Origin of the sequence: Opitutus terrae PB90-1 (genome assembly GCF_000019965.1) — a bacterium.
GTDB lineage: Bacteria > Verrucomicrobiota > Verrucomicrobiia > Opitutales > Opitutaceae > Opitutus > Opitutus terrae.
In genome coordinates this window covers 5,214,527-5,239,776 of the sequence record NC_010571.1, presented here as the reverse complement: position 1 = coordinate 5,239,776, position 25,250 = coordinate 5,214,527, and the positions used below count along the sequence as shown (strand labels likewise).

The following is a 25,250-nucleotide window of genomic DNA, read 5'->3' as shown; positions in this document are numbered from 1 at the left end:
GCGGCCAACGCGTTTGCGGCCGGCGACGAGCGCCGGCCCTACGCAAAAGGCTACGTCAGGATCCCGGCGACGCACGCGGAGAGGTAGCACGCGAGCGTGCCGCCGATCATGGCCTTCACGCCGAGTTGCGCGAGGTTGGAGCGCTGGTTCGGCGCGAGTGCACCGATGCCGCCGATCTGTATGCCAATGGAGACGATGTTGGCGAACCCGCACATCGCGTAGGTGAGAATGATGATCGTGCGCGCGTCGGTGAGCGCGCCGGAGGACTTCAGGCCGGCGAGTTGCGAGAACGAGATGAATTCGTTGAGCACCGTGCGGGTGCCGAGGAGCGCGCCCGACTGAAGCAAATGACCCAAGTCTATGCCGAGCAGCCAGGCAATCGGCGCGTAGACGAGTCCGAACAGCAACTCGAGCGAGAAGCTTTGAAACGCGCCGTCGGTCACCTCCCGGATCCAGGCGTTCAGCCCCGGGTAGTGCACGAGCGTGGCGCCGCCGATCACCAGATCGTGCGGGCTGCCGAACCAGCCAAGCAAGGCGTTGAGCATTGCGATCAGCGCGGTGAATGCGATCAACATGGCGCCCACGTTGACGGCGAGCTTGAGGCCGTCGGTCGTGCCGACGCAGACCGCGTCAACCAGGTTCGAGCCGATCCGCTCCTTGGAGACATTGAGGTCCGTGCTCACCGGCTCCGTCTGCGGCAGCAGGATTTTGGAAAGCATGAGCCCGGCGGGCGCGTTGATCACCGACGCGGTGATGAGATGCGTGGCGAACAGCACCTGCTGCTGCGGATCATCGCCGCCGAGGAATGCAATGTAGGCGATCATCACGGCGCCCGCGATCGTCGCCATGCCGCCCGTCATGATGGTGAGCATCTCCGAGCGCGTCATCGTCGGCAGGTATGGCTTGATCAGGAACGGCGCCTCGGTTTGGCCGAGGAAAATGTTGGCCGAGGCGCTGAGGGTTTCCGCGCCGGAGAGCCGCATCGTCTTCGACATCACCCAGGCGAACACGAACACGATCTTTTGCAGGATGCCGAGGTAGTAGAGCAGCGACGAGAAAGCGGAGAAGAAGATGATCGAGGGAAGAACCTGAATCGCGAAGAGCACGCCGTGCTTTGACTTGTCGGCGAGTGAGCCGAACAGCATCTCGACGCCGGCGTTGGTGAAACCGAGCAGGTCGACGAAGCGGGAGCCAATCCACTCGATGACGATGCGCGCCGGAGCGAAGTAGAGCACGAGTGCGGCAAAGGTGAATTGCAGCGCGACGCCGGTGGCGATCAGCCGCCAGCTGATGGCGCGGCGGTTTTCGCTCAGGGCGACGGCGATCGCCAAAAAAACCGCGATGCCAAAAAAGCCGCGGCCGAGGTGAAGGATGAAGTCCATGCCAGAAAGCAGTGCTCCCGAGCTTGTGGCGCGGCGTCTCGTCGGCGAGCCACAAACGCGGTGCGACGATCAGTGCCCGCGCCTGCCGTGCTGCGCCTGCCGGCGTGGGCCATCCTTCTTCGGCCGCGTGCGAGGGCCGCCCGCGCACGCTAATTTCACGTAATACGTGAAATTAGCCGACGGCCCCGGTCGCGAACGGAAAGCGCCCGCGCGGCGGGGCAGCCGAGAGCCGGAGATAGAGCAGGCGCAGGGCAGCGCCATGCCGCGAGAGCGAACGCGGCGGATAGATTTTCACGTAATACGTGAAAAGTGCTTCCGCGCGGGCGAGGGCGTTTCACCGCTTGCGGAGCGCGGTGGGCGGACAAAGATGGAGGGCATGACGGTGCAAGAACGACTGGAGCGGCATCTGACGAAGACGCCTGACATCGCGCAGGCCAACTGGGTCGCGCCGAACGCGACGGTGGTGGGCGACGTGACGCTCGGGCCGAAAGCGAGCGTGTTCTACGGCGCGGTGCTGCGCGGCGACATCGCGCGGATCATCGTCGGCGAGGGCACGAACATCCAGGACAACGCGATCGTGCACCTGGCCGACGATCTCGATGCGATTATCGGCGCGTGGTGCACCATCGGGCACGCGGCGATTGTTCACGCGTGCACGATCGAGGATGAGTGCCTGATCGGCATGGGCGCGACGGTGCTGGACGGCGCGCGAATCGGCGCGCGCAGCATCGTGGGGGCGGGGGCGGTGGTGACGCCGCGCACGATCGTGCCGCCGGGTTCGATGGTCCTCGGGGCGCCGGCCAAGGTGACGCGGGCATTAAGACCCGAGGAGCAAGCGGCGCTGCGGGGCTGGGCCGAGAAATACGTCGAGGTCTCGAAGGCGCACGCCTTGCGGCAGGCGAAAGTGAAAAAAACATAGCGACGGCAGCGCGGGAGGCTGCAGCCGAGGGTGACGGGAACTCAACGAGTTGCCGCCGGCGCGGGCGGTCTGCGATCCGTTCGCAGGCGAAAAGCGGGCAACGTTGGCCAAGATGTGCGCAGCCCGGGGGAGGGCGGGCGCGTAGATTCGCGCCAACAAAACTCCCATGAAAACGAACGTTGGATCCTTCGATGCGGCGGTGCGATTCGTGGCCGGATGTGCGCTGCTCATGCTCGGCCACCATTACATTGGTTGGTGGGGGCTGCTCGGGTTGATCCCGATCGTGAACGCCGCCACCGGATTTTGCCTCGTGTACGCGGCGCTGGGGATTTCGACCACCGCGTGCGATCAGGAAATCAGGACGGCGCGAGTGCAACATCCGCGGATGCGGGTCGACGCACGGCGGCATCACCACTGAGCCGGAATGGTGGCGGGGCGGGAGAGCGCGTTGCGGTCGAGGCGCTTTGCGTAGCGGAAGCGGTGGGGCTTCCGGCGAAACGCCGACGCGTTCCGCTACGGCGAAGCCGCGGGTTACGGGCAGGCGCGTTGAGGACCACGCACTCCACCCTGGCTGCGTTCACTCAGCGTTTGAAGCCGAGGACGAAGACGCCGAGGCTCACCAGCGCGATGCCGAACCATTCGCGGTTGCTCGGCCGCTCGCCGAGAAAAAGCACCGCGATCAACGCCACCAGGATGACGCTAAGCTTGTCGACCGGCGCGACCTTGGAGGCGTCCCCGAGCTTGAGCGCGCGAAAGTAGCAGACCCAGGACGCGCCGGTGGCCAGCGCGGAGAGCGTGAGAAAAGTCCAAGTTTTGGACGAAAGCGCCAGCGGGTTGGACCACTTGCCGGCGAAGAAAACAAACGCCGCGAGGACAAAAAAGATCAGGCAGGTGCGGATGAGCGTGGCAAAGTCGGAATCCACGCCCTGCAGGCCGATCTTCGCGAAGATCGCGGTGAGTGCGGCGAACACCGCCGAAAGGAGGGCCCACGTGAACCAAGCGGAAGGGGTGACGGGCATGGGACGGAGTCTAGAGGCTAGAGCTGAGAGTCTAGAGCGGAGAGCCGGAAGAAGTTGAGAGTTGAAGGTTGAGAGTTGAGAAGGGGGAGGGGAGGTCACTTGCCGGGCTTCAGGCCGGCGGCGAGGAGGGTTTCGAAACTGGGTTCGGTCGTTTCCTTCGCAACGGCAGTCACCTCGACTTTGGTGAACCCGGCTTTCTTCAGGAAACCGTGCAGCGCACTCTCCTTGAAGCCGAGCCAGACATCGGCGTAGAGCTCGCGGGCTTTTTCGAAATGGTGCTCGTTGAGATCGAGCACCAGCAGCTGGCCGCCGGGGCGCAGGATGCGGAAGGCCTCGTTCACCGCGGTCTGCGGATGCTGCGCGTGATGCAGCGCCTGCGACAGGATCGCGAGGTCGACGGAGCGATCGCCGAGCGGCACGTGCTCGATGTCGCCGAGCTTGTAGGAGAGATTGGCGAGGTTGTTTTTCCGCGCGAGCGTCGTGCCGACCTCGACCATCCGCGGCGAGTTGTCGATGCACCACACCTGCCGCGCGCGCGCGGCGAGCAGCTGCGACAGCAGGCCTTCGCCTGCACCGAGATCGGCGATGTCGATCGCGGGTGTGAGCCGCAGCGCGAGGTGGCCGATCGCTTCCCACGAGCGGCCCGGGCAGTAATTTTTGCCCAACCGGCCGGCGATGAGATTGAAATACTGCTCCTGCGTGCGCCGCCGTTTTTGCAGGATGCGGTCCAGGTTTTCCCGGTCCTCGTTGATCACTGCCAGCTCTGAGACGGAATCGATGGCGGACTTCAGCAGCGCGAGCGTTCGCGGCGGGAGGTTGCTCCGGATGGAGTAGAACGCCTTCTTGCCATCGCGGCGGTCGGTGACGAGGTCGACCTGGCGCAGCAGCGCGAGTTGCGACGACACCCGCGACTGGCCCATGCCGAGGATTTCCTGCAGCTCGGCGACGGACAGCTCTTCGCGCACGAGGAGCGCAAGCAGCCGGAGGCGGGTGGGATCGGAGAGAGTTTTGAGGATGTCCCAGGAGGCGTTCACGCGCGGACCACGCTGGGGACCCGACGTGCGAATGGCAATGGCCGGATCAGCGGTGGGTCTGACGCGGGCAGACACAAAACAGGCGGCGAACCGCGATCGCCGCCTGGGAAAGAGCCGAGAGCCGGCCGGATTACTTCAGGAACCGAATCGTGATGGGATACTGCCAGGGTTTCCCGTCGTTCGCCTTCAGGCCGGCGATGATGACGCACACCAGATTGAATACGCCGACGGCGAACATCAACGGGAAGCCGATCACGATGAAGATCAGCAGGGCGGAGATCACCAGGTAGATGAAGCAGGTGATCTGGAAATTGAGCGCTTCCTTGGCGTGAACGACCACCTCGGGAATCTCGTGCTTTTTGATCTGCCAGACGAGCAGCGGGCCGATGATGTTGCCGAGGGGAATGATGAATCCGCAGAGGGCGGTGAGGTGGGCCAGCATCGACCAAGTCCGAACGCTCGCTTCAGCGGGCGGGAGAACCGGCTGAACCGGTTGGGGCGCGACAGGAGGAGGGGTATCCATAACGCGGCGTAGGATAGTCAGCCCGTTGGACGGGTCAACGATGGGCTGCATCGGTGCACCTGAATCGCAGGATCGGGAAAGCCTCGATGGCGCGGCGCTGGCTCTGCAAAAACATGTGGGCTGGTCGAAACGGCTCGCCTTGAGCCTGGCAAAAGGCCCGGCGAGGACGCCTCGGCTACCTCCGCCCGTTTTCGACGACGTCAGCCGAGCGTCAGCACGAGGCTGGCGAGCTGCCAGGCACCGAAGAGCGCGATCAAGGTGCCGGAGGCGAGATTGATCACGTGGAGCCGGTGGGCGCCCACCTTGGTGCCCAGCCAGTTCGCCCCGGTGCTGAGCAGCAGCCACCAGACGGCGGAACCAAGGAAGACGCCGGCGACGAGCACGGCCGCGGGAGTGACGCCGGAGGCTGTCACGCCGATGCCGAGCCCGGCAAAAATCGCCACGAAGGCGAGGACTGTCGCGGGATTGGCCAGCGTGAGGGCGAACGTCGACACGTAGGCGCCTGCGAGACTGCGGGCATGCACCGGCGCGGCGGTCGTCGCAGCGGGCTTGGCCCGCGCCAGCGATATTCCGAGATACACCAGAAACAGACCGCCGAACCAGTGAATCGCCGTGCGGTGATCGACGAGGAAATGAGTGACGGCGGTGATGCCCAACGCGGCGATGAGTCCGTAAAGCGCATCCGCGGTGGCTGCACCCAGCCCGGTGACGAAGCCGGCGGCGCGACCATCGATCGCCGAGCGGCGGATGCACAACAGCCCGATCGGCCCGACCGGCGCCGCGATGCAAAAGCCCATCGCCAGACCTTTCAGAAAGATGTCCATGCGGGATTGAGGTGATCCGCGCCGCGAAGACTACGCGGCCCGGTGGCAACACGCTCGTCCAGGGCCATCGATCGAAGGTGAGGCGTCGCCTCCGCAGGGCTAGTTCATTCTCGTTCTCGTCATCGTTCTTTTTCTCGGTTCCGTCGCCGGAATTGTTGAGAGAACGAGAACGATAAAGAGAACGAGAAGCTGATTCGCCGCGAATCCGTCCGTTACGAGGCCTTGTCGGCGTAGCGCGCGATGCTGACGATCGCGTAGTCCTCGTCCGAGGCGTCGGTCTTCACGTTGATGACGTCGCCGGTTTTCTTGCCGAGCAACGCGGCACCGAACGGCGTCTTGTAGGAGATGAAATGCTTCTCCGGATCGCCGTCCCAGGCGCCGAGCACGGTGTAGGTGGTATGGTGGCCGTCCTTGACGCTGGCGACCTCGACGACCGTACCGACGCTGACCTGATCGATCGAGGCGTCCTTGAAATCGGAGATGCGGGCGCGGCCGAGATCGCGTTCGAGATTGGTCTTGTGCGCCATGAGCACCTGCTGCTCCTGCTTGGCCATCTTGTATTCCGAATTCTCACGCAGGTCGCCGTGCTCGCGGGCGGCGGCGATCGCCTTGGAGTTTTCCGGAATCTTCTTCGAGACGATGGTCTCGTATTCCTCGCGCTTCCGCTCGTAGCTGGCCTTCGAAACGATGAGCTGTTCCTCGCGCGTTTCGGCCTCGGAGTCGACCAGCGTCTGGATCTTGGGGAAGATCTTGATGAACCGCGCGAGCAGCGACTTTTTCGTCAGCTCCTCGAAGCCCTGGTTGAGCATCAGGGTGTTGGCCAGATCGCGGGCGGTTTCCGGATCGGCGGTGGAAAGCAGGTCGGCGATCAGCTCCGTATCGTCGCTGAGGATGTCGGCGAGCGGAATCCGGCGCGCGCTGGAGGCTTGGAGCGCCTCGTAATCGATCGCGAAGAAAATGGCGCCGAGCAGCCGCGGCGTGATGAGATCGTTGAGCAGCTTCGCGAATTTCTTCGAATGCCGGTTCTTGACGATCCAGAGCAGGACCGGGGCGCGGAGATTCTGCTCGGTCTGCCAGCGCTTGAGTACGGCGGCGAGCTCGTCGGCGTGGCCCTGCTCGACGAGGAAGTTGATGCACTCGGTCGTGAACTTGCCCTGCGAGGTCTTGAGCAGGTTGAAGAGGATGTCGCGCCCCTCGATCGGGTGCGTGGCGTTCACCAGTTCGAGGAAACGCGCCTGGAAGTGCACCGGGATCTTCTCGGCGATGGCCGGGAGATCGCGGGCGTTGGCGACGAGCGCCGGTTGCTGCGGCTCGAACGTGGCGGGGTCGATCCCCAAGTGGCGGGCCAGCTCGTCACGTACCGCGGCGCCGTACAGCCGCTCGGACGGGTCGAGTTGGTTGGAGCTTTTCACCGCCTCGGCGACGCCGGTCAGGACCACGGAGAGATCGGTGTTGATCTCCTTCTTGCCTATGGCCTCGATCAGCTCCTCGGCCAGGGTGATTCGGCGGCGCGCCGACCGCGTCGAGTTGAACTGCTCGAGAATCTCGTCTTCGGCCGAAACGGGAGTCTCACGTAGGACGTAGCACTCGGTTTTTTTCTGCGGAACGGAGATGCGCGGGTCCTTGGCGAGCGCCTTCTTGGTCGCGGCCCACCACTTTTTGAACTTATCCTCGCCGATTACCTGGCCGAGCGTGATCTCCAGGTCGATCGCGGTGGTGGCGTGATTGTCGTAGGTCTGCAGCGTTTCGACGACGAGCTGGACGGGGTTTTCGGCGATCAACTCGGCAACCTGCTTCGGATCGGTTTCCTTGCGGACCAGCAGGTGGTTGGCCGGAAGGATTTCCATGGTTGTCAGGCAAAAGGCCGGATCCATCGCATGGCCCTTCTTGTTCTTGAAATCGATGATCAGCCGCTGCGCCGCCTCGTCATAATCCTTGATCCGGCCAAACCCCCAGCTGCGGTGGATCACATAAGCGCCCGGCTCCATGGCCTCCAACTGAGCTTTGGCCGCTTTGAGCGGCGGGTTTTTGGCAATGAGCGCGGAAACAGCTTCAGAATTCATGATTGCGAAAGTGAGGGCCTGAACGGGAGAGTTGAGCGGAGAATGCGCATCCTTGTCAAACAGTGTGTCACCCTCGGCCGGCCATGAGCGCGCCCGTGGAAGCCAGAACGACCGCGTGGCCGGCGGCGGCGCGATTGCTCGCGCGCTGGTTGGACCGGCGCGAGCGCGTGGACGAACTCCTCGAATCGCTTGGCGGTTCGCTAACCGGCACGGAACGCGCGCGTTGCCAGCACCTGGTGTTCGGCGCGATCCGGCATTTCGGGCGCATCGATGCCGCCATCGGCCGGCTGGTGTCCCACTCGCCGCGGTTCGCGACGCGCGCGGTGCTGCTGGTGGCGGGATTCGAGCTGATTGAAGCGCGGGCGGAGCGCGGCGGCGCGCCGACACGCGCATCCGAGGCGGGGACCACGAACGCGCCGGATCAACCGACCCCTGTCGTGGATGGACGGGTTGCGAAAATCGTGCATCACGCGGTGGAGCAGACGAAGCAACTCGCCAGTCCCGCGGAGGCGCGGATGGTGAATGCGGTGGTGCGCAAGCTGGCGGGGGTGCTCGCCGAGCCGCCGCCGCCCAAGCTCGCGCCGGCGGACGTGCTGGCAGAGTATTTCTCGCATCCGGTCTGGCTCGTGCGGAGCTGGCTGGCGCAGTTCGGCGCGGCCGCCACGCGCGCGCTGCTGGAGTGGAATCAGCAACCGGCGCCGGTCTACGCACGCTGGCGTTCCTCCTTTGCCGAGCCTGCGGAGGACAAGCTCTCGGTCGCCGCGCCTACGGAGGGCAACCCCGTTCCGGTGGAGGCGGCGAAGGCGGCGCCCAAAGCGGAAGAACCGGTGCCGGCGTGGTTCAAGCCGACGGCGTGGGCGGGGTTTTTCGAAATCCCGCCGGGACATTGGACGGAAATCGAGCCGCTGCTGCAAAGAGGACGGATTTATCTCCAGGATCCGGCGACGCGGATTCCGGTGGAACTGTTGGCGCCGGCGGCGGGCGAACTCGTGCTCGACGGCTGTGCCGCGCCCGGCGGGAAGAGCCTGTTGATCGCCGACTCGATGCGTCAAGGCCGGCTCGTGGCGATGGATTTGCCCGGCGCGCGGATCGGCCGGTTGAAGGAAAACCTCGCGCGCGTGCCGGCGGGCGTGGAGGTCGCGCTGGTGCAGGGCGACTTGCGCCAGGATCCGGCCGGGCTGCTCCGCGAGCACAAACTGCCGGCGCAGTTTCCCGCGGTCCTGCTGGACGTACCGTGTTCCAACACCGGGGTGATGCGCCATCGCGTGGACGTGAAATGGCGGCTGCAAGAAGGGGATTTTCGCAAGCATCCGCTGCAGCAGCTGGCGCTCCTGCGGGCGGCAGCGCGGCTGGTGGCGCCGGGAGGCCGGCTGGTCTATTCGACGTGCAGCATCGACACGGAGGAGAACGAGCACGTGGTGCAGGAATTTCTGGCGGGAGCGCGTCCGGGCGAGTGGAAGCTGGAAAACCATCAGATCTCGCGGCCGTGGGAGGCCGGGCACGACGGCGGCGCGGCGTTTTTGCTGCGCAAAAACACCGCGCCGAGTTGAAGACGGAAGTTTAAGTTGAAGCAGCCGGGCCACGGCGCGGCCCACGCATTGGCGCTGCGGCTGGCTACAACTTCAACGCGCCCGGGCACGTCCGGCGTTACGGAACCAGATCGAATACCTTCAGCCGCTTTTCGGTTTCGCGCGTGCCATTCAAAAACGTGAACGTCACCTCGTCAGCGGACGCGACGAGTTCCTGGTAGCGAGAAATATCCCACTCGGCGACGGGCTGGCCGTTGATCCGCGTGACCAGATCGCCGGGCTGGATCTCTTCGGCTTCGGCGGGCGACTGGGGGATCACGCTGACGACGCGCCAATAGGCGGGCGCTTTGCTGAAACTCAGCCCCGTGCTGCGGGAGGAGCGTGAAGGGACCGGCGCGGTCGACTCGCGGTAGAAGGTCACCCGGCTGTGCTCCTGGTCGAAGGTCACGGTGAAGTGCTTCAACAATCCGCCGCCGAGCGACGTGAGCTCGTCCGTCAGATCCACCACGGGCTGGTCGATGAGATAGTCGCCGATGCGCAGCGCCTGCGCGAGCCGGCCGATGTGCTGTTCGCGATCGCCGCTGAGCGTGGCGACCGTGGCACCGACCCGCGGCGGGACGGTGAACGTCGGAGCGAGTCCGGCGGGGTTGAGGCTGAGGGTCGCGTCACTGCCGGAGTCGATCAGCGCGACGAACGTCTGGTCGCCGAGCCGCAGCGGAATGATGGGCGTTTTCCGGTCGTTGTTGAACGGAATGACCGAGCCGGGCAGCAGGGGGTTGGCGGAGCGCTTCTGGAGCAGGACGCGCGAGTGCGGATAGTCGAGCGTGAGCAAGGTTTCGCGAAACAGCGGGAAACCGAGGACGCCGTCGATCTTCACGCCGAGATGGGCGGAAATCGCGGCGCAATCATAGATCAGCACCTGCACGTTCTCGAATCGCGCATCGCCCAGCTCGATGCGTCGCAGCGTGGCGGCGCTGAGGAGCGCGGTCTCGCCGTCGGCTGACTTGACGCGCACCAGCGGCGTGGGGGCGGGGGCGGTGTTCTTGGCAGAATAGCGCGCGGCGAGCTCGGGGGCGACCAAGGTCACCGACGCGCCGGTATCGATGAGGAAATTGTAGGGACCGCGCTTGTCCCACTTGCCCTGCACGATCAGGTAGTTGGCCATGGTCCTGGCCGGGATCATGACCAGCGGCGAATCGAGGGTGGTGCGACCAGGCCGCGGCATTTCGCGGCGGAACATGTGGCAGCCGGTGCCCAGCCCGAACGCCAGCGCGAGCCCGATCGCCAGCATCGTCCGCGTCCACGCCCCGCGGCGGCGCGAAGGCGCCGCCCAACGAGCGACGGGAGCTGGAACGCGAAGGCTCATTTGTCGGGCAAGGGGAGGGTGCGGCTGAGCCAGAGTGCGGCCAGCGCGAACCCCGCGGCCACGACAAATACACTGCCGCCGCCAAAGATCCAGTAGGCTGTGCCGGCGCAAACCGGCGTGATCGCCCGCGAGAGCGAGCCGAGCGAACGGAACACGCCGAGCGCGCGCCCCTGTTCCGCGGTGTGGCTGTAGAGCGAGATGAGTCCGGTGGTGGAGGGATTGACGAGCCCCGAGCCGGTGGCGAGGAACGCAAGACCGACGAAAACCAGCCAGGGCGCGGGCGCCAGTCCGATGCACACCAGCCCGGCGGCCGCCGCAATCAACCCACCGGCGAGCACGCGCAGTTCACTGGTTTCGCGCAGCAGCCAGCGCACGATCATGCCTTGGGTGATGATCGAGCAGACGCCGAGAAACACCATGAGCATGCCGTTTTGCCGGGCGGTATAACCGAACCGTTCGGCGGCGAGGAAGGTGAGCGAGGTCTCCATGGCGACGAATGCGACCGAGAAGATGAACGCGACCAGGTTGGCGCGGCGGACCGCGGCGCTGGGCAGCGCGAAGATCGCGCGGAGCGGATTGCGCAGCCGCGTCGCGGCGGATTCGTCCCGCGTTGCCGTGCTCACCGTTTCGCGGAACCGCAGCGCGATCCAGACCACGTTCACCAGCGACATGCCGAGCGCGATCAGCGCCGGAACGGAAAACGGGTTGATGCCGAAGCGGGCGAGCGAGGGATACGACGCCAGCAGGTTGTGCGAGGCGGAAATCGCGCCGAGCATCGGGCCGGTCACGAGGCCGAGGCCGAAGGCCGCGCCGACCAAACCCATCGCGCGCGAACGCTCCTGCCGGCTGGTGACGTCGGCGACCGCGGCCGTGGCGACGGACAGATTGCCGCCGAACGCGCCGCAGATGACGCGCGACAGCATGAAGAGCCAGAACGACCCGCTGAAAACCCAGAGCGCGTAACCGGCCGCGGTGCCGCACACGGTGAGCAGCAGGACACTGCGGCGGCCACGACGGTCGGACAACGCGCCCCAGAACGGCGCGAACACGAACTGCAGAATGGAGAAGAACGACGTCAGCACGCCGGCGAACAGCACGTCGGCAAGGTGGTCGTGATTGCCGAGGAGAGCAGCGAGTGCGTTGGTCTGGGCGAGCAGCCAGGCGAGCAGACCGCCCGGCGTTTCGCCACGCAGGTAATACTCCATCAGATCCGGAACGAACGGAAAGATGATGGAGAACCCGATCAGGTCGATGTACAGCGTGAGGAAAATGACTCCGAGCGAGAGCGGACGGGAAGGCTGCGGTGCGGCGGCGGGCGGATTCACGTGGAAGGGGAACGAAAGCGGTTCTCTGGGCGACGCCAAGGCACAAAGCGAGTTTCAGACCACGGCCCCGCGGATCGCGATGGCGGGGAAACTCGGCGGTCCGGCTTGCCTCCGAAGAGGCTGCGGCCGGTACGGCCGCGCTCCCACGCGCGCGGTTTCGGTGGCACAAAGAGGCGCGCTCAGGCGAGCAGTTCCTTCAGCTTCTGCTCCAGCCGGGCGCGCGCGAAGGGCTTTTGCAGGAACACGAGCCGGCCGTCCTTGCCCAGTTGTGCGATCTGCTCGTTTTCGCTGTATCCGCTGACCAGCATCACGCGAATGTCGGCGGCGGTGGCGCGCAACGCGGTCAACGTTTCGATCCCGTCGAGCCCGGGCATCGTCAAATCGAGGAACACGAAATCGAACGACCGGGGGCTGGCGCGGAACTGCCGCAGACCGTCGACGCCGTCGCTGGCCGTGACGACGGTGAAACCGAACGAGCTGAGCATCCGGGCGGCGATCTCGCGAACGGAGATTTCGTCATCGACGACGAGCACGCGACCGCTGGTCCGCCAGGGCGTCGCGGTACCCGGGCGCACCGCGGTGAGCTGGGTGTTCGCGGCGGGGGGCAGGAGCAGCGTGAAGATCGAGCCTTTGCCGGGCTCGCTGTCGACGCGCAGCCCGCCCGCGTGGCCGCGGACGATCCCGAGCACGGCGGCGAGCCCCAGGCCACGGCCGGTGAACTTGGTGGTGAAGAACGGATCGAAAATCTTCGCGATCGTCTCCGGCGTCATGCCGCAACCGGTGTCGTGCACCTCGAGAAAGACGTAGTCGCCGGCCGCCAGGTTGTTTTGGCCGCGAACGCCGGCGAGGAAGGTGGCATCGAAGGCGCGGCGCCCGCTGCGCACCGCGACCTGTCCGCCGGCGGGGGGGAGCGCTTCGCCGGCGTTGAGGATGAGGTTCATCGCGATTTGCCGGAATTGCGTGGCGTCGCCGGTGACGAGCACCGGTTCCGGCGCCAGCGCGAGCTGCAGCCGGGCGCGCACGGGCAGCGAACCTTGCAGCAACGGGAGCGTATCGCGGACGATCCGGTTCAGATCGACCGTCTCGGTGACGAACCGGCCGCGGCCGGAGAAGGCGAGCATTTGCTGGCACAACTCCGCGGCGCGCGCGGCGCCGGCCTCGATCTGCCGGAGATGTTCGACGAGCTCGGTTTCGCTCGCAGGGGCGCAGCGGGCGAGATTGGCGTGGCCGAGAATGCCGGTGAGGATGTTGTTGAAATCGTGCGCGATCCCGCCGGCGAGGAGTCCGAGGCTCTCGAGCTTCTGGCTTTCGAGCAGCCGCCGCTCCATCGCCATCTTTTCGGCTTCGGCCTGACGCTGGCCGGTGAGGTCGACCATCAGGCCCTCGTAGAACGCCAGTTGGCCGTCGGCGGTGTAGACGCCGCGACCGCGGGAGAGTACCCATTTGGTTTCGCCGGTGCGCGTTCGGATCCGGTATTCGACTTCGAACTCCTGTTTCGCGGTCAACGCGGCCCGAGTCCGCTCGCGCACCACCGCGAGATCCTCCGGGTGAATCAGATCGCGGAAAAAGACCTGCCGGGTGATGAATTCCTCCGCGGCGTAGCCGCTGAGCTGCAGACTGCCTTCGCTCACGAAGACGACCTCGTCGAGGTGCTCGCGCCAGGTGCAGCGGTAGGCGACGCCCGGCAGCGCGTGCAACAGGCTCGCGAGCTGGCGCCGGCTCTCGTTGAGTTCGGTGGTGCGGCTCTCGACCTCGCGCTGGATGGAGATCGTCCGCCGGCCCATCACGGTGACGAGACTCGCCAGCAGCGCGACGATCAGCAGATTGGTGACGAGCCAGCGCTCGGGCTGATGCGTGTCTTGCTCCGCCAGCCACGCGGCGGGCGGACGATAAAGCGCGAGCCATTTCCGGCCGCCGAGGTCGATGGGGAACTCGCGGTAAAGCCCGCGGCGCATGTCGCTCTCGGCGAGCGGAGCACTCGGCGGATTGGCATCACCCCAGCGGGCGTAGAGCACACGGCTGTAGCCATCCTGCACGCCGGCGTCGAGGTAGAGTTCGTCGAGCGTCGCGGGCGGGAACGGCAGCTGACTGTGCTCCATCATCTCGTCGATCCGGAACACGCCTTGCACGAAACCGCGGCACAACCGCCCGGTCGTCTCGTCCACGCCGCGGTTGAACACGGGCCAAGCCATCACCACGCCGGTGCCGCCCTGCACGAGCTGGAACCGCGGCGTGATGGTGAACTGGGCGGTGCGCCGCGCCCGCTCGAGCTGCGGCCGGCTGAACGCCGTCAGCACGTCGAGTCCGAGCACCCGGTCGTTGGTGGTGGCGGGTTCAACGTAGGTAACCGGAAAATACTCCGGCCGGTCGGCCGCGCGGACCATGCTCCCGTCCGCGCCGCGCTCCGTGATGTGAAACGGTCGTCCCAGCGCGCGGCTCACCGCGGCTTCAAATTCGTTCCGCTCCGCCGCCGGGACCACCGGCACCCATTCCAGCGCGGAGACACCCGGATGCCGCGTCATCACATCGACGGCGACATCGCGAAACTCCTCCGGCGTGACCGCATCGCTGCCCTCGAAGAGGCTTTTCAGCGCATAGAGTCCGGACTGGTAGTAAGCGACGATCTGCCGGGTGAGCGCGACGCGGGTGTCGGCCCGGCGATCAAATTCGGCTTCGATCTGTTTCGCTTCAGCCTCGCGGCCGGCCCGGTAGCCCCACAAGGAGAACGACGTTCCGGCGACAACAATCCCAAGAACGGTCGCGAACAAATACCGTCCCGAGGCCGCGGACGGCCGGGGGGTTGAACTGGAAGTGGCGGTCAGGCAGCCAAGAGGCTGTTGATCCGCCGCGTTCGCGCAAGCGAGGATCGTTCAGGGGGATTCCGGGATTGACTTACGTAACGGCGGCTGTGGGACCGAGGGCCGCGGCGTCAACTTACAGCTGGTACGGCAACGGGAAACGCGAGGTCAGCGTCGTGACCCGCTTCTTGGTCGCGGCTACGACCACGGCCTCACGTTCGGTGCCGATGGCCGCCAGCACGCTGTCAATGCAGTCGGCGATGTCGGCCATGTGGGCTTCGCGGAAGCCGCGCGTGGTGACCGCGGGCGTGCCGAGCCGGATGCCGGAGGCCTGGAAGGGCGAGCGGGTTTCGAACGGCACGGTGTTCTTGTTGCACGTGATGTTGGCGAGATCGAGCGTCTCCTGCGCCTTCTTGGCGGTGAGTTCCGGATACTTCGTGCGCAGATCGACGAGGAAGAGGTGATTGTCGGTGCCGCCGGACACGATCTTGTAGCCGCGCGAGAGGAAGGCCGCCGCGAGCGCCTTGGAGTTTTTGACGATCTGTTCGGAGTAGGCCTTGAACTCGGGTTTCAGGCACTCGCCGAAGCAGACGGCCTTGGCCGCGATGATGTGCATCAGCGGGCCGCCCTGCGTGCCGGGGAAGACCGCGGAGTCGAGCGCCTTCGCGTGCGCGGCCTTGCACAGAACCAAGCCGCCGCGCGGGCCGCGCAGGGTCTTGTGCGTGGTGGTGCTGACGAAGTCGGCGTGCGGCACGGGCGAGGGGTGCGCGCCGGCCGCGACGAGCCCTGCGATGTGCGCGATGTCGGCGAAGAGATACGCGCCGACGCCGCGCGCGATCTCGCCCATGCGGGCGAAGTCGATGATCCGCGAGTAGGCGCTGGCGCCGACGGTGATCATCTTGGGCTTCTCGCGGTCCGCGGTGGCGGCGAGTTCGTCGTAATCGATCAGCCCGTTGTCCTCGCGGACGCCATACTGGCAGAATTGATAGAGCTTGCCCGAAAAGTTGGCCGGGTTGCCGTGAGTGAGGTGGCCGCCGTGGCTCAGGTTCATGCCGAGCACCTTGTCGCCAGGCTGCAGCACCGCGGCGTAAACGGCGGTGTTGGCCTGCGCGCCGGAGTGCGGCTGCACGTTGGCGTGCTCGGCGCCGAAAAGCTTCTTCGCGCGTTCGATCGCGAGCACCTCGACCTTGTCCACGAATTCGCAGCCGCCATACCAGCGCTTGGCGGGATAACCCTCGGCGTATTTGTTCGTGAGCACGCTGCCTTGCGCCTCCATCACCGCCGGATAGGTGAAATTCTCCGACGCGATGAGCTCGATGTGGCTCTGCTGGCGGGCGAGTTCCTCGGAGATGGCCGAGAAGACTTGAGGATCCAAGGTTTGGAGCGGCGAGGCGTTGAGCATGGCGAGGTGAGTTCGAAAAGAGGCGCGATGTTCAAGGGAATCCCGCGCGCCAGCAAGAAGCGAAATCGCCGCGGTCACTCAGCTGGGTGCGGACTTCGCCTGCAGGTGTGTCTTAAGGAACTCGATCAACGAAGGGATCGCTTCGACCATTTCGTCGCGGCACAGTTCGTAGACCTTCAGGGGGCCGCCGAACGGATCGGGAATCTCCTTGTCGCCCTGCTGGGGCATGAATTCGCGAAAAAGATAGATGTGCTTCGGCGCGGGGTCGGCCTGCAGCTGGATCATCGCGCGGTGCGACTCGGTCATGCAGATGACGGCGGCCGCCTGGTTCAGCATCTCCTGCGTGAGCGGGCGGCTGATATGCTGGGAGATGTCGATGCCGACCTTGCGCAGCGCCACGACGGAGTTTTCGGACACCGGCTCGCCGTTGCGCGCGGAAACGCCGGCGGAGACGACGTTGAGCGACTTCAGCGGTTCCGGCTGGGCGGCGAGGGCATGCTGCAACAATCCCGCAGCCATGGGGCTGCGGCAGATGTTGGCCGTGCAAACTACGAGCACCGTTTCGGACATGGCGGACAGGCCGTCGAATGGACACGAAAACGCGCGCTTTGCAAAGACCGGAGTGGCGCGGGAGCTTTCCGATCGAACGGACAGATGACCGGCTGCGTCGCCGAGGCGGTCGATTGTAGGGCGGGGGTGGGAGATCCCGCCTACAAAGAGGGAGCGAGCAACCGCGACGACGCAGGAATTCGGCTAGAGCCGTTTGAGCGCGCGGAGCCCGCGGTGGATCTGCACGGCGCGCTGCAATGCGAGGTCCACGGGCGGTGGAGCGGGTTGCGCGCCATGCGTGGGCGGCGGCTCGTCGGAGAGCCCGAGTTCGTCGACACCCGCATCGGAGTCGTCTTCGGGCAGGCTGGCGCGATCCCGGATGAGCGCAGCTTCGTCGGAGCGCGGCTTGTCAATGGGCGGCGCGGCGAGCGCAGCGACGGGCGTGCCGTTTTGCGCGGCGTCGTAGGCGCGACGTTCGACGTCGGATTTCACCGCGACCGTAACGTCCGGCGTGAATTCCGGTTCGGTCGCTCCGATCGTCAACAGGCCGGGATTGGATTTTTGCGCGGCCAGGACGGGACGGAGGACGGGAGCCGTCTCATGATTCACGAGCACGAGCACCGGTGCGGCGGCGGTGGCACGGAATTTCAGCCAGGCCTCGAGTGCGGTGGCGGCGGTCTCATCCGCGATCGTGAAGCGAAGATCAAACACGAGCGGCGTGGGTTTGCCCGTCGGTGGCGGCGGGAGATCTGTCGGCAGCTCGGTGGCGCGGTAGTAGCGGAGCCCTTCACCCAGATCGCTCTCGAGTGGCGCGGCGGAAGCGGAAGCAAGCAAGGCGACGCAAGCGATCAACAGCGCTGCGCACCGCATCGTCCCGAGCGCGGTGGCGACTTTGACCACGCGTTGAGGGCAACGCGCTCCGCTGGTGAGTGTGTCGTGGGCCATTACAGATGTGCGGGCTTAGCCGCGCAGCAGCTGGCGCGCGCCGATGTCACGGCGGAAATACTTGCTCGCGCACTGGATCGCATCGCACACGGCGTAGGCGTCGAGCGCGGCGTGATGCAGCGTCGGTGCGAGCGCGGTCACGCCGAGCACACGGCCGCCGTGGGTGACGAGCTGGCCGGCAGGCGTGCGGGCGGTGCCGGCGTGGAGGATCGAGACCGAGCAGGGAATCGCCTTGGGCAGCGTGATCGCGTCGCCCTTCGGATAGTTGTTGGGATAGCCCTTCGCGGCGATGACGACGCAGAGCGCGTGGGCGGAGCTGATTTTCAGCCGCGTGCCGGCGAGCTGACCTTTCGCCGCGGCCCAGAGGAGCCCGAGCAGGTCGTTCTCGATGCGCGGCAGCACGACCTGTGTTTCGGGATCGCCGAAGCGGGTGTTGAATTCCAGCACGCTCGGGCCATCCGCGGTGAGCATGATGCCGATGAAAAGCGTGCCGCGAAAGTCGATGCCCTCTGCCGCGATTGCGTCCACCGACGGGCGGACGATTTCACGGTCGATGCGGGCGAGCAGCGCGGGCGTGACCACCTCGGCCGGCGAGTAGGTGCCCATGCCGCCGGTATTGGGACCGGTGTCGCCTTCGCCGACGCGCTTGTGGTCCTGCGACGTGGGCAGCACGACGTAGTCGCGACCCGAGACGACAACGAGGATCGAGGTTTCTTCACCGACGAGACAATCCTCAAGGAGGATTTTCGATTTCTGATTGGCGATTTTTGATTGCGGGGTGAGCGCGAGCAACGAGTGGACGGCGGCCTCGGCTTCGGCGTGCGTGGCGGCGACCACCACGCCCTTGCCGGCCGCGAGTCCGTCGGCTTTCACCACGATCGGGGCGGGACGCGCGCGGAGGTAGGCGATCGCCGGCTCAGGTTCGGTGAAGAACGCTGCGGGTGCGGTTGGGATGCCGTATTTCTGGAGAATCTCCTTGGTGTAGATTTTCGATGCTTCGAGCCGCGCGCCGTCGGCTTTCGGGCCGTAGGCGGGAATGCCGACTTTCGTGAGTTCGTCGACGAGCCCGAGCGCCAGCGGCACCTCGGGGCCGACGACGACGAACTCGATGTGCTCGCGCTGCGCCAGCGCGATCAGGCCGGCGACCTCATCGGCGGCGATGGGCATGCACGTGGCGAGTTCGGCGATGCCGGGATTGCCTGGCGCGCAGAGGAGCCGCGGCGCCGCGGGCGATTTGGCGAGCGCGAGCACGAGGGCGTGTTCGCGACCGCCGGAACCAACGACGAGAACGGAGCGGGGAAGGGGCACGAGGTTGAGAGTTGAGGGAGTTGAGAGATGAGAGGGGAGAGTTGAGAGACGAGAGTTGAGGGTTGAGAGGAACAACGGGCAGCGCGGCGGATGATTCCACTCTACGCTCAACCCTCAACTCTCGACTTTGGTTCTCTAGAGCACCTGCAAGGTTTTCCGATAAAAGGCCACGACTTCGTCGGGATCGTCGGTGAACAGCACGTAGTCGGCGATCCACGCCGGTGCGCGGCGCGTGCGGATCATCTCGCGGAGTTGTTTGCGGAGATCGCCCCAGAACCGGGCGTTGAAAAACACGTAGGGCACGCGGGGCCGGATCCCGAGCTTGAGGTTGCAGAGCTCGATGCCGACTTCCTCGAGCGTGCCGACGCCGCCGACGTTGAAAATGCAAAAGTCGGCCGCCTCGAACCATTTTTGCCGGAAATGACGCGACGCTTCTTGGAACGTATTGAAGAAATCGACGCCGAGCTCGGGGGGCTGTGCCTCGAGTTCGAGGAAGCACGCGCCGGTGAGCGCGCCCTTGCCGCGGGCCTGTTCGGTCGCGAGCCGCATCACGCCGCCGCCGCCGCCGGTGAGCACGCCGAGGTTTTCGCCGAAGAAGCCGGTGAGCTTGTCGACCAGCCCGGCGATCCGCGCGGTGTCGGGTCCCTCGAGTCCGACCGCCGAGCCGTAGAACGCGAGGATCGTCGCCTCCTGAAAACGGCGGCTCATCTCTTCGCGCACGAAGAAGCCGTGCTCCTTTTTGTAGACGTGCGTGTAGAGTTCCTGCGTGAGCTCGTCGTACCAATTCACCTGCAGCCCGATCGCGTCGAACATGTCGAGCCGCGCGTGGGCGTTGCTCGAGAGGAAGTAGCCGTGCGTGCGCGAAGCCTTGCGGAAGATGATCCGCTTCAGCCGCACGTCGCCGATGCGCGTCACGAGCTCGATGTGCTCCAGGAGATCGGGGAGATAGTCGACGATCAGGGTGTCGGCATTCTCCGGCGCGGCGTCGAGCGCCTGGATCATCGTGCGATGCCCGCACGAGCCGCCATTGTCGGCGAGGATCTTCTTCAGCTCGTCGCCGGCGCGGACGAGCAAGGAGCGGTTCTCCATCGTCGCGCTCTGATTGCGGACGGTGATCTTGGTCTTCGGCTTCGCGTCGAGGTTGTCGCGCGGCGATCTTTCATCGAGGCACTTGTAGATTTCGGTGGTGGCGCCGAGCAGCCGCTGGCGTTTTCTCTGCAGGGTCTTGAACTGCGGGTCGTCGGCCTCCGGCGCGCGGAAAACCTCAACCGACACCATCGGGTTCACCACCGGCTGGTCGCCCGAGTTGTAGATCTCGAGCATGACGTTCGTGCCAAAAGTCTTGATCGGATCGAGCAGGACGGCGGCGGTGTGGATGCCAAAGTTGCCCTCGCCCTGGTTCAGCACCACGAAATGCTCCTTCAGGAACATCGAGCAGCTGGTGAGAATGCCGGAGTGCGGCGGAATCGTGAGCGGCGAGGCGTCGTGGCGAATCTGGATTTTGTCGAGGAACGAGCGGCCGGCGTTGCCGCTGACGATCCGTTCGAAATTCAACCGCTGCAGCTTCGGGTTGAGCGTGTAGGAAACCTGATGCGTGGTGAGATAGACGCGGCCGAGCCGGTCGATGCTGATCGTGTCGGGCAACTTCAGCCGGTTGGCTTTGACGGCATCCCAAATCTGCTGCGTGGAGAGCTTGGCGGCGGCGGGGGCGTGGAAGAGCCGGCCGACGGGCGTGCCGGAGCGGAGCAGCTTCTTCCAATACGGCGCGTCGGGGAAGCTGGGGTCGTAGAGGAAAGCCTCGGCGTCGAGTTCGAGCCGGTTGCCTTCGAGCCGCGGGGTGCCGCGCGTGAGCATCTCGATGCCGATGCGCGCCAGCGAGCTGCGTTCGGTGAACTGCAGCGATGGGCCGTGCGACTTGAAAAACTCGAGCTCGGCGGGGCGCCGCGGCCAGAAGGCGAGGGTCAGCCCCACGGTCCGGTCGTCCTGGTTGCGTACGGTGAGGATCTGTCCGTCCTGGCTGGTCCAGAATTCGTCGAGGTTCATGAAGGAAGGCCGATTGAGGGGATTCGCCCCCGCGACACAAGCGGGGAGTAATGAGTTGCATTCCGCAAGGCCGGCTGGCAGATGGAAAAACTTCCGGGCACAAAACCCGCCCAATTCGTTCCCATATCGCTTCACTCGTCCCCATGAAATTCAAACTCATCCTCGCGGTTTCTCTGCTGCTCGGCCTGGGCGGTGCGGTGCGTGCGCAAGACACGCAAGCCGCGCCTGCGCCCCAGCCGGCGACCCCCGCTCCTCAATACACTGAACCGCAACTCGTCGAGGAGTTCGGCTGGTTCATGGCCAAGCGCGTCGGGATTGCCGAGCTCGGCTTCGACAAGCAACAGATCGACGCCCTGGTGAAAGGCATCGTCGCCGCGGCCGAGGGCAAGGACACGCCCTACGAGCTCGAGAAGATCGGGCCGGCGATGGACGAGTTCATGCAGCGGAAACAGACGGCCTACATGTCCAAGCTGAAGCAGCAGGGCGAGGCTGAGACCGCGACGTTCTTCGCCGAGGTGAAGAAGAAGCCGGGCGTTGTCGTGCTGCCGAGTGGGCTGGTCTACGAGATCGAGCAGCAGGGGGAAGGTCCCACGCCGAAGCCGACGGACACGGTGAAAGTTCACTACACGGGCAAGCTGGTCAACGGAACGACCTTCGACAGCTCCGTGCAGCGGGGCGAGCCGGTCGAATTCCAGCTCGATCAGGTGATTCCGGGCTGGACCGAAGGGCTCCAGAAGATTTCGAAGGGTGGCAAGATCAAGCTCTACATCCCGCCGCAGCTGGGCTACGGCGACGAGGGCCGTCCGCAAATCCCGCCGGCGTCCACGCTCGTGTTCGACGTCGAGTTGCTGGAGATCAAGCCAGCCGCCGCGGCCGCGGCGACCGAAGCGCCCGCCCCGGCGCCGGCGAAGTAAGCCGGGCAAACGTTCCACTTTCAAAGCCCCGGTTCGCCGGGGCTTTTTTTGTGCGAACGTGTTGAGATGGGTAGGGCGGCCACTCCGTGGCCGCCGCGAAGGACTTGTCCGATACGCGGCGCGGACGGAGTCCGCGCCCTACCGGAGCTACCGCTCCGCTGAGGGATTCGGCGCAACCGGCAGCGTGGCTTACGGCGGTCCAGAAAAAGATGTACCCGCAATACGCGGCCGCCGGACGGGCGGCCGCTTATCGAGCTGCCTCCAATCTGCACCGGCTGCAGTTTTGCCAAGCCGCGCTATCGCGCCGTCGCGCGCAGATCAGCGACGAACGCGTCGACCTCGGCCTCGGTTGTCGCCCACGAGCACATCAGCCGATAGCCGTTCTCGCCGATGAAACGATAAAACTGCCAGCCGCGCGCCGTGAGCGCGGCGTAGACCGCGGGCGGCATTTCGACGAAGAGCGCGTTCACCTGCGGCTCGACGATGAACTGCAGCGACGGAATCTGGCGGATCGCGTCGGCGAGCCGGCGGGCCATCGCATTCGCGTGCGCCGCATGCCGGAGCCAGGCGCCATCGCGCAGCATCGCGAGCCACTGGCCGCCGGCATAACGCATTTTCGAGGCGAGCTGGCCGCCCTGTTTGACGCGGTATTCGAAATCTCGCGCCAGATCGTGATTGAAAAACACGACGGCCTCGGCGGTTTGCATGCCGTTTTTGGTGCCGCCGAACGACAGCACGTCGACCCCGGCACGCCAGGTAAGATCGGCGGGCGAGAGGTGCGACGCCTCGACCGCATTCGCGAAACGCGCGCCGTCCATGTGCACGGCGAGTCCGTTGGCGTGCGCGAGCGAGGTCAGCGCGCGGAGCTCGTCCGCGGTATAGAGCGTGCCCCATTCGGTCGATTGCGTGAGCGAGAGCGCGGCGGGTTTCGGAAAGTGCACCCCGTGACCCAGGTGCAGCGCACCTTCCACTGCCGCGGGCTGCAGCTTGCCGTTTGGACCGGACAGCGCCGTCAGTTTCGCCCCGCCGGTAAAGAGCTCCGGCGCGCCGCACTCGTCGGTGTCGATGTGCGAGTAGTCGTGGCAGATCACGCGGGTGAACGGGCTGCGGCAGCAGGCGGCGAGCGCGAGCGAGTTGGCGGCGGTGCCGTTGAAGACGAAGAATACCTCGCAATCGGTTTGGAACAGCTCTCGGATCCGTGCCTTGGCTTTGGTGGTGAACGGATCGTCGCCGTAGCTGGCGACGCAACCGGCGTTCGCCTCCGTTAATCCGGCCCAGGCTTCGGGGCAAATGCCGGCGGTGTTGTCACTGCCGAAAGTGAAGTTCGGGGCGGGAGTCGCAGCGCACATGGTCGTGAGTGGAACAAGAAAACGCGCGCGGGGCTAATCAGAAAACGCACCGCTGGGGTGTGGTGGCCAGAAACCGACGGAAGTGTCGGGGTGGTGCGCGAACGCCGGGGCGTTTTTCGCGATTGGCAAGGAGGAGCGGCCAGCGTTGCCTGTCGGCGAGCATGACCGCTGCGGACGTCAACCTCTACCTCGTGGGCTTCATGGGCACCGGCAAAACCACGATCGGTCGGGCGGTGGCGCAGCGGATCGGTTTCACGCTGATCGACAGCGATCAGGAGATCGAGCGGCAGCAGGGCCGGCCGATCACGGAAATCTTCACGCAGGACGGCGAGCCGGCATTTCGCGCGCTTGAGCGCGCGTTCATCGAAAACGGGCACCCGGCGGAGCGTGCCGTGGTGTCCTGTGGCGGCGGGCTGATCGTGCCGGCGGGAATGCTGGAGTTGCTGCAGAGCCGCGGCGTGGTGATCTGCCTGCACGCGTCGATCGAAACCATCCTCGCGCGGACGGCACGCCATCGGCACCGGCCGTTGCTCAACGTCGAAGATCCGGACGCTCGCGTGCGGGCGCTCTACGCGCAGCGCGAGCCGATTTACCGGCGCGCGGGCACGATGCTGCTGACCGACAGTCGCAGTCTCAGCGAGATCACCGGGCATGTCATCCGCACGTGGCGGCGCGAAGCCGCGGAATTCGTGCGCCGGCATTCATGACGGATCCGCGGCAGGAGGAACTGCGCCGGCGGCTGCTGGCGCTGGGCTTCGACGAGGTGCGTTTCGCGTCGGCGACCGAGCCAGTGCGCGCCGAGCCGCTTCGCGCCTGGATCGCCGCGGGCATGCAGGCGGAGATGGCCTGGATGGAGCGCACCGTGGAGAAGCGCGCGGATCCGCAGCTCGTGCTGCCGGGCGCGCGCTCGATCGTTTTGCTGGGCGTCAACTATGCGCGGGGAGACATCGTTCGCGCTGGCCGGCCCCGCTGGGCGCGTTATGCGCTGCACGAAGACTATCACGATACGCTGAAACCGGGACTCGTCGCGGCGGGGCGAGCCCTCGAGGAACTCTACGGGGTGGCGAACACCGACTATCGTTACTACACCGACACCGGACCGGTGCTCGAGCGGAGCTGGGCCGCGCGCGCGGGAATCGGTTTCGTGGGCAAAAACGCGATGCTGATTTCGCGGGAGCACGGCAACTGGCTGCTGCTCGCGGCGATTTTTACGCGCGTCGAGTTCACGCCGGATTTGCCGCTGCAAAAGACCGTCGCTGCCGGGGAGAGTCGGCCGGAGCAGGGACGGACCGGCGCGTCCGTCGGCGACGAGGTCGGGTTGCTCTGCGGGAAATGCACGCGATGTCTCGACGCGTGTCCCACGAACGCGTTCGCCCGACCGGGCGTGGTCGATGCGCGGCGCTGCATCTCGTATCAGACAATCGAGAACAAGGGGGTGATTCCGCGCGAGCTGCGGCGCGGCATCGGCGACCGGATTTACGGCTGCGACGTGTGCCTCGAAGTGTGTCCGTGGAACCGGTTCGCCCAGGCGGGCCGCGCAGTGTTGCTGGTGGCGCGGCAGGAATTGGCGGATCTCACGCTGGCCGAGTTGCTGGCGCTCACCCCCGAGCGCTTCGCGGAGGTGTTTCGCCGCACGCCGATCAAGCGGGTGAAATTCACCGGATTGCTGCGGAACGCGTGCGTGGTGGCGGGAAACTCCGGCGATGGTTCACTCCTGCCGGCGCTGGTGCGGCTGGCGGCGCACGCGTCGCCGCTGGTGCGCGCGCACGCGGTTTGGGCGGTGTTTCGGCTGGCCGGGGTCGCGCGGGCGGCGGAGCTGTTGCGCGACCAGCGCGCCGTGGAGAACGATCCGATGGTGCTGGCCGAGTACGCCGCGGAAGAGCACGACGCGTCCGCGAAAGCTTCGGACGGTAGGGCGGGTTATCCCTAACCCGCCGCGGAGCGGTGGCGCGTTCAGT

General features: G+C 65.8%; 21 protein-coding genes. 6 read left to right on the top strand and 15 right to left on the bottom strand.

Features of this window, described 5'->3' with window-relative positions:
• Positions 1–50: 50 nt before the first annotated feature.
• Entirely contained in the window at positions 51–1,382 is a 1,332-nt protein-coding gene (locus OTER_RS20395) for a NupC/NupG family nucleoside CNT transporter (RefSeq protein ID WP_012376841.1), read from the bottom strand.
• A gap of 376 nt (positions 1,383–1,758) precedes the next feature.
• On the opposite strand from OTER_RS20395, the gene OTER_RS20390 reads away from it, so the two are divergent.
• Together OTER_RS20390 and OTER_RS20385 are read left to right on the top strand one after the other, a co-directional pair.
• On the top strand, positions 1,759–2,301 hold the full coding sequence (locus OTER_RS20390) for a gamma carbonic anhydrase family protein (protein WP_012376840.1): 543 nt from the start codon (positions 1,759–1,761) through the stop codon (positions 2,299–2,301).
• A 166-nt stretch (positions 2,302–2,467) separates the two neighbouring features.
• On the top strand, positions 2,468–2,719 hold the full coding sequence (locus OTER_RS20385; RefSeq protein WP_012376839.1) for a YgaP family membrane protein: 252 nt from the start codon (positions 2,468–2,470) through the stop codon (positions 2,717–2,719).
• 163 nt (positions 2,720–2,882) lie between these two features.
• Here OTER_RS20385 and OTER_RS20380 read toward each other — a convergent pair whose 3' ends face one another.
• From OTER_RS20380 to greA, 5 genes are all read right to left on the bottom strand, one after another.
• Positions 2,883–3,320, bottom strand: coding sequence for an EamA family transporter (locus OTER_RS20380; protein ID WP_012376838.1), 438 nt, complete (start codon positions 3,318–3,320; stop codon positions 2,883–2,885).
• 95 nt (positions 3,321–3,415) lie between these two features.
• A complete protein-coding gene (locus tag OTER_RS20375) occupies positions 3,416–4,354 on the bottom strand; it encodes a metalloregulator ArsR/SmtB family transcription factor (RefSeq protein WP_012376837.1) in 939 nt (312 codons plus the stop codon).
• A 130-nt stretch (positions 4,355–4,484) separates the two neighbouring features.
• Positions 4,485–4,796 carry a DUF4870 domain-containing protein gene (locus tag OTER_RS20370; RefSeq protein ID WP_012376836.1) on the bottom strand — a complete coding sequence of 104 codons (312 nt, stop codon included), beginning with the start codon at positions 4,794–4,796 and terminating at the stop codon, positions 4,485–4,487.
• 281 nt (positions 4,797–5,077) lie between these two features.
• The gene (locus OTER_RS20365) at positions 5,078–5,701 is read right to left on the bottom strand and encodes a LysE family translocator (RefSeq protein ID WP_012376835.1); all 624 of its coding nucleotides are present in this window, start codon (positions 5,699–5,701) and stop codon (positions 5,078–5,080) included.
• A 212-nt stretch (positions 5,702–5,913) separates the two neighbouring features.
• Positions 5,914–7,764, bottom strand: coding sequence for a transcription elongation factor GreA (gene greA / locus OTER_RS20360; RefSeq protein ID WP_012376834.1), 1,851 nt, complete (start codon positions 7,762–7,764; stop codon positions 5,914–5,916).
• A gap of 83 nt (positions 7,765–7,847) precedes the next feature.
• Here greA and OTER_RS20355 point away from each other — a divergent pair, with 83 nt between their 5' ends.
• Complete coding sequence (locus OTER_RS20355) at positions 7,848–9,314, top strand: RsmB/NOP family class I SAM-dependent RNA methyltransferase (RefSeq protein WP_012376833.1); 1,467 nt, start codon at positions 7,848–7,850, stop codon at positions 9,312–9,314.
• 97 nt (positions 9,315–9,411) lie between these two features.
• Here the strand turns inward: OTER_RS20355 and OTER_RS20350 are convergent, their stop codons facing one another.
• The 8 genes from OTER_RS20350 to OTER_RS20315 all read right to left on the bottom strand — a co-directional run bounded on the left by OTER_RS20350 (position 9,412) and on the right by OTER_RS20315 (position 21,029).
• The gene (locus OTER_RS20350; RefSeq protein WP_083767802.1) at positions 9,412–10,659 is read right to left on the bottom strand and encodes an aspartyl protease family protein; all 1,248 of its coding nucleotides are present in this window, start codon (positions 10,657–10,659) and stop codon (positions 9,412–9,414) included.
• Positions 10,656–11,984: an MFS transporter gene (locus tag OTER_RS20345; protein ID WP_012376831.1), complete on the bottom strand. Its 1,329-nt coding sequence runs from the start codon at positions 11,982–11,984 to the stop codon at positions 10,656–10,658. Before OTER_RS20345 ends, OTER_RS20350 begins: the two co-directional genes overlap by 4 nt.
• A gap of 179 nt (positions 11,985–12,163) precedes the next feature.
• Positions 12,164–14,752, bottom strand: coding sequence for a CHASE domain-containing protein (locus tag OTER_RS24545; RefSeq protein ID WP_148218195.1), 2,589 nt, complete (start codon positions 14,750–14,752; stop codon positions 12,164–12,166).
• A 166-nt stretch (positions 14,753–14,918) separates the two neighbouring features.
• The gene (locus OTER_RS20335; RefSeq protein ID WP_012376829.1) at positions 14,919–16,184 is read right to left on the bottom strand and encodes a serine hydroxymethyltransferase; all 1,266 of its coding nucleotides are present in this window, start codon (positions 16,182–16,184) and stop codon (positions 14,919–14,921) included.
• 78 nt (positions 16,185–16,262) lie between these two features.
• Positions 16,263–16,754, bottom strand: a complete 492-nt coding sequence (locus tag OTER_RS20330) for an arsenate reductase/protein-tyrosine-phosphatase family protein (protein WP_012376828.1) — start codon at positions 16,752–16,754, stop codon at positions 16,263–16,265.
• 183 nt (positions 16,755–16,937) lie between these two features.
• A complete protein-coding gene (locus OTER_RS20325; protein ID WP_012376827.1) occupies positions 16,938–17,678 on the bottom strand; it encodes a hypothetical protein in 741 nt (246 codons plus the stop codon).
• Positions 17,679–17,693: 15 nt separating this feature from the next.
• Positions 17,694–18,986, bottom strand: a complete 1,293-nt coding sequence (gene purD, locus OTER_RS20320; protein ID WP_012376826.1) for a phosphoribosylamine--glycine ligase — start codon at positions 18,984–18,986, stop codon at positions 17,694–17,696.
• A gap of 135 nt (positions 18,987–19,121) precedes the next feature.
• Positions 19,122–21,029, bottom strand: coding sequence for an LOG family protein (locus OTER_RS20315; RefSeq protein ID WP_012376825.1), 1,908 nt, complete (start codon positions 21,027–21,029; stop codon positions 19,122–19,124).
• 143 nt (positions 21,030–21,172) lie between these two features.
• On the opposite strand from OTER_RS20315, the gene bamJ reads away from it, so the two are divergent.
• Positions 21,173–21,943, top strand: a complete 771-nt coding sequence (gene bamJ, locus OTER_RS20310) for a BamJ family beta-barrel-assembly machinery protein (protein WP_012376824.1) — start codon at positions 21,173–21,175, stop codon at positions 21,941–21,943.
• A 296-nt stretch (positions 21,944–22,239) separates the two neighbouring features.
• On the opposite strand, the gene OTER_RS20305 is transcribed toward bamJ, so the two are convergent.
• Entirely contained in the window at positions 22,240–23,292 is a 1,053-nt protein-coding gene (locus OTER_RS20305) for a threonine aldolase family protein (RefSeq protein WP_012376823.1), read from the bottom strand.
• 161 nt (positions 23,293–23,453) lie between these two features.
• Between OTER_RS20305 and OTER_RS20300 the strand changes: the two genes are divergently transcribed.
• Together OTER_RS20300 and OTER_RS20295 are read left to right on the top strand one after the other, a co-directional pair.
• Positions 23,454–23,999 (top strand): shikimate kinase, encoded by a 546-nt coding sequence (locus OTER_RS20300; protein ID WP_012376822.1) that lies wholly within the window; start codon positions 23,454–23,456, stop codon positions 23,997–23,999.
• A complete protein-coding gene (locus tag OTER_RS20295) occupies positions 23,996–25,222 on the top strand; it encodes an epoxyqueuosine reductase (RefSeq protein WP_012376821.1) in 1,227 nt (408 codons plus the stop codon). The genes OTER_RS20300 and OTER_RS20295 overlap by 4 nt, the downstream gene beginning before the upstream one ends.
• Positions 25,223–25,250 lie beyond the last annotated feature (28 nt).

What these genes read in the sequence shown, in the direction of transcription:
- OTER_RS20365 (WP_012376835.1), bottom strand. Translation starts at nt 5,701, where the DNA reads ATGGACATCTTTCTGAAAGGTCTGGCGATGGGCTTTTGCATCGCGGCG.
- bamJ (WP_012376824.1), top strand. Translation starts at nt 21,173, where the DNA reads ATGAAATTCAAACTCATCCTCGCGGTTTCTCTGCTGCTCGGCCTGGGC.
- greA (WP_012376834.1), bottom strand. Translation starts at nt 7,764, where the DNA reads ATGAATTCTGAAGCTGTTTCCGCGCTCATTGCCAAAAACCCGCCGCTC.
- OTER_RS20385 (WP_012376839.1), top strand. Translation starts at nt 2,468, where the DNA reads ATGAAAACGAACGTTGGATCCTTCGATGCGGCGGTGCGATTCGTGGCC.
- OTER_RS20305 (WP_012376823.1), bottom strand. Translation starts at nt 23,292, where the DNA reads ATGTGCGCTGCGACTCCCGCCCCGAACTTCACTTTCGGCAGTGACAAC.
- OTER_RS20395 (WP_012376841.1), bottom strand. Translation starts at nt 1,382, where the DNA reads ATGGACTTCATCCTTCACCTCGGCCGCGGCTTTTTTGGCATCGCGGTT.
- OTER_RS20355 (WP_012376833.1), top strand. Translation starts at nt 7,848, where the DNA reads ATGAGCGCGCCCGTGGAAGCCAGAACGACCGCGTGGCCGGCGGCGGCG.
- OTER_RS20335 (WP_012376829.1), bottom strand. Translation starts at nt 16,184, where the DNA reads ATGCTCAACGCCTCGCCGCTCCAAACCTTGGATCCTCAAGTCTTCTCG.
- OTER_RS20370 (WP_012376836.1), bottom strand. Translation starts at nt 4,796, where the DNA reads ATGCTGGCCCACCTCACCGCCCTCTGCGGATTCATCATTCCCCTCGGC.
- OTER_RS20295 (WP_012376821.1), top strand. Translation starts at nt 23,996, where the DNA reads ATGACGGATCCGCGGCAGGAGGAACTGCGCCGGCGGCTGCTGGCGCTG.
- OTER_RS20380 (WP_012376838.1), bottom strand. Translation starts at nt 3,320, where the DNA reads ATGCCCGTCACCCCTTCCGCTTGGTTCACGTGGGCCCTCCTTTCGGCG.
- OTER_RS20390 (WP_012376840.1), top strand. Translation starts at nt 1,759, where the DNA reads ATGACGGTGCAAGAACGACTGGAGCGGCATCTGACGAAGACGCCTGAC.
- OTER_RS20330 (WP_012376828.1), bottom strand. Translation starts at nt 16,754, where the DNA reads ATGTCCGAAACGGTGCTCGTAGTTTGCACGGCCAACATCTGCCGCAGC.
- OTER_RS20350 (WP_083767802.1), bottom strand. Translation starts at nt 10,659, where the DNA reads ATGAGCCTTCGCGTTCCAGCTCCCGTCGCTCGTTGGGCGGCGCCTTCG.
- OTER_RS20300 (WP_012376822.1), top strand. Translation starts at nt 23,454, where the DNA reads ATGACCGCTGCGGACGTCAACCTCTACCTCGTGGGCTTCATGGGCACC.
- OTER_RS20315 (WP_012376825.1), bottom strand. Translation starts at nt 21,029, where the DNA reads ATGAACCTCGACGAATTCTGGACCAGCCAGGACGGACAGATCCTCACC.
- OTER_RS20325 (WP_012376827.1), bottom strand. Translation starts at nt 17,678, where the DNA reads ATGGCCCACGACACACTCACCAGCGGAGCGCGTTGCCCTCAACGCGTG.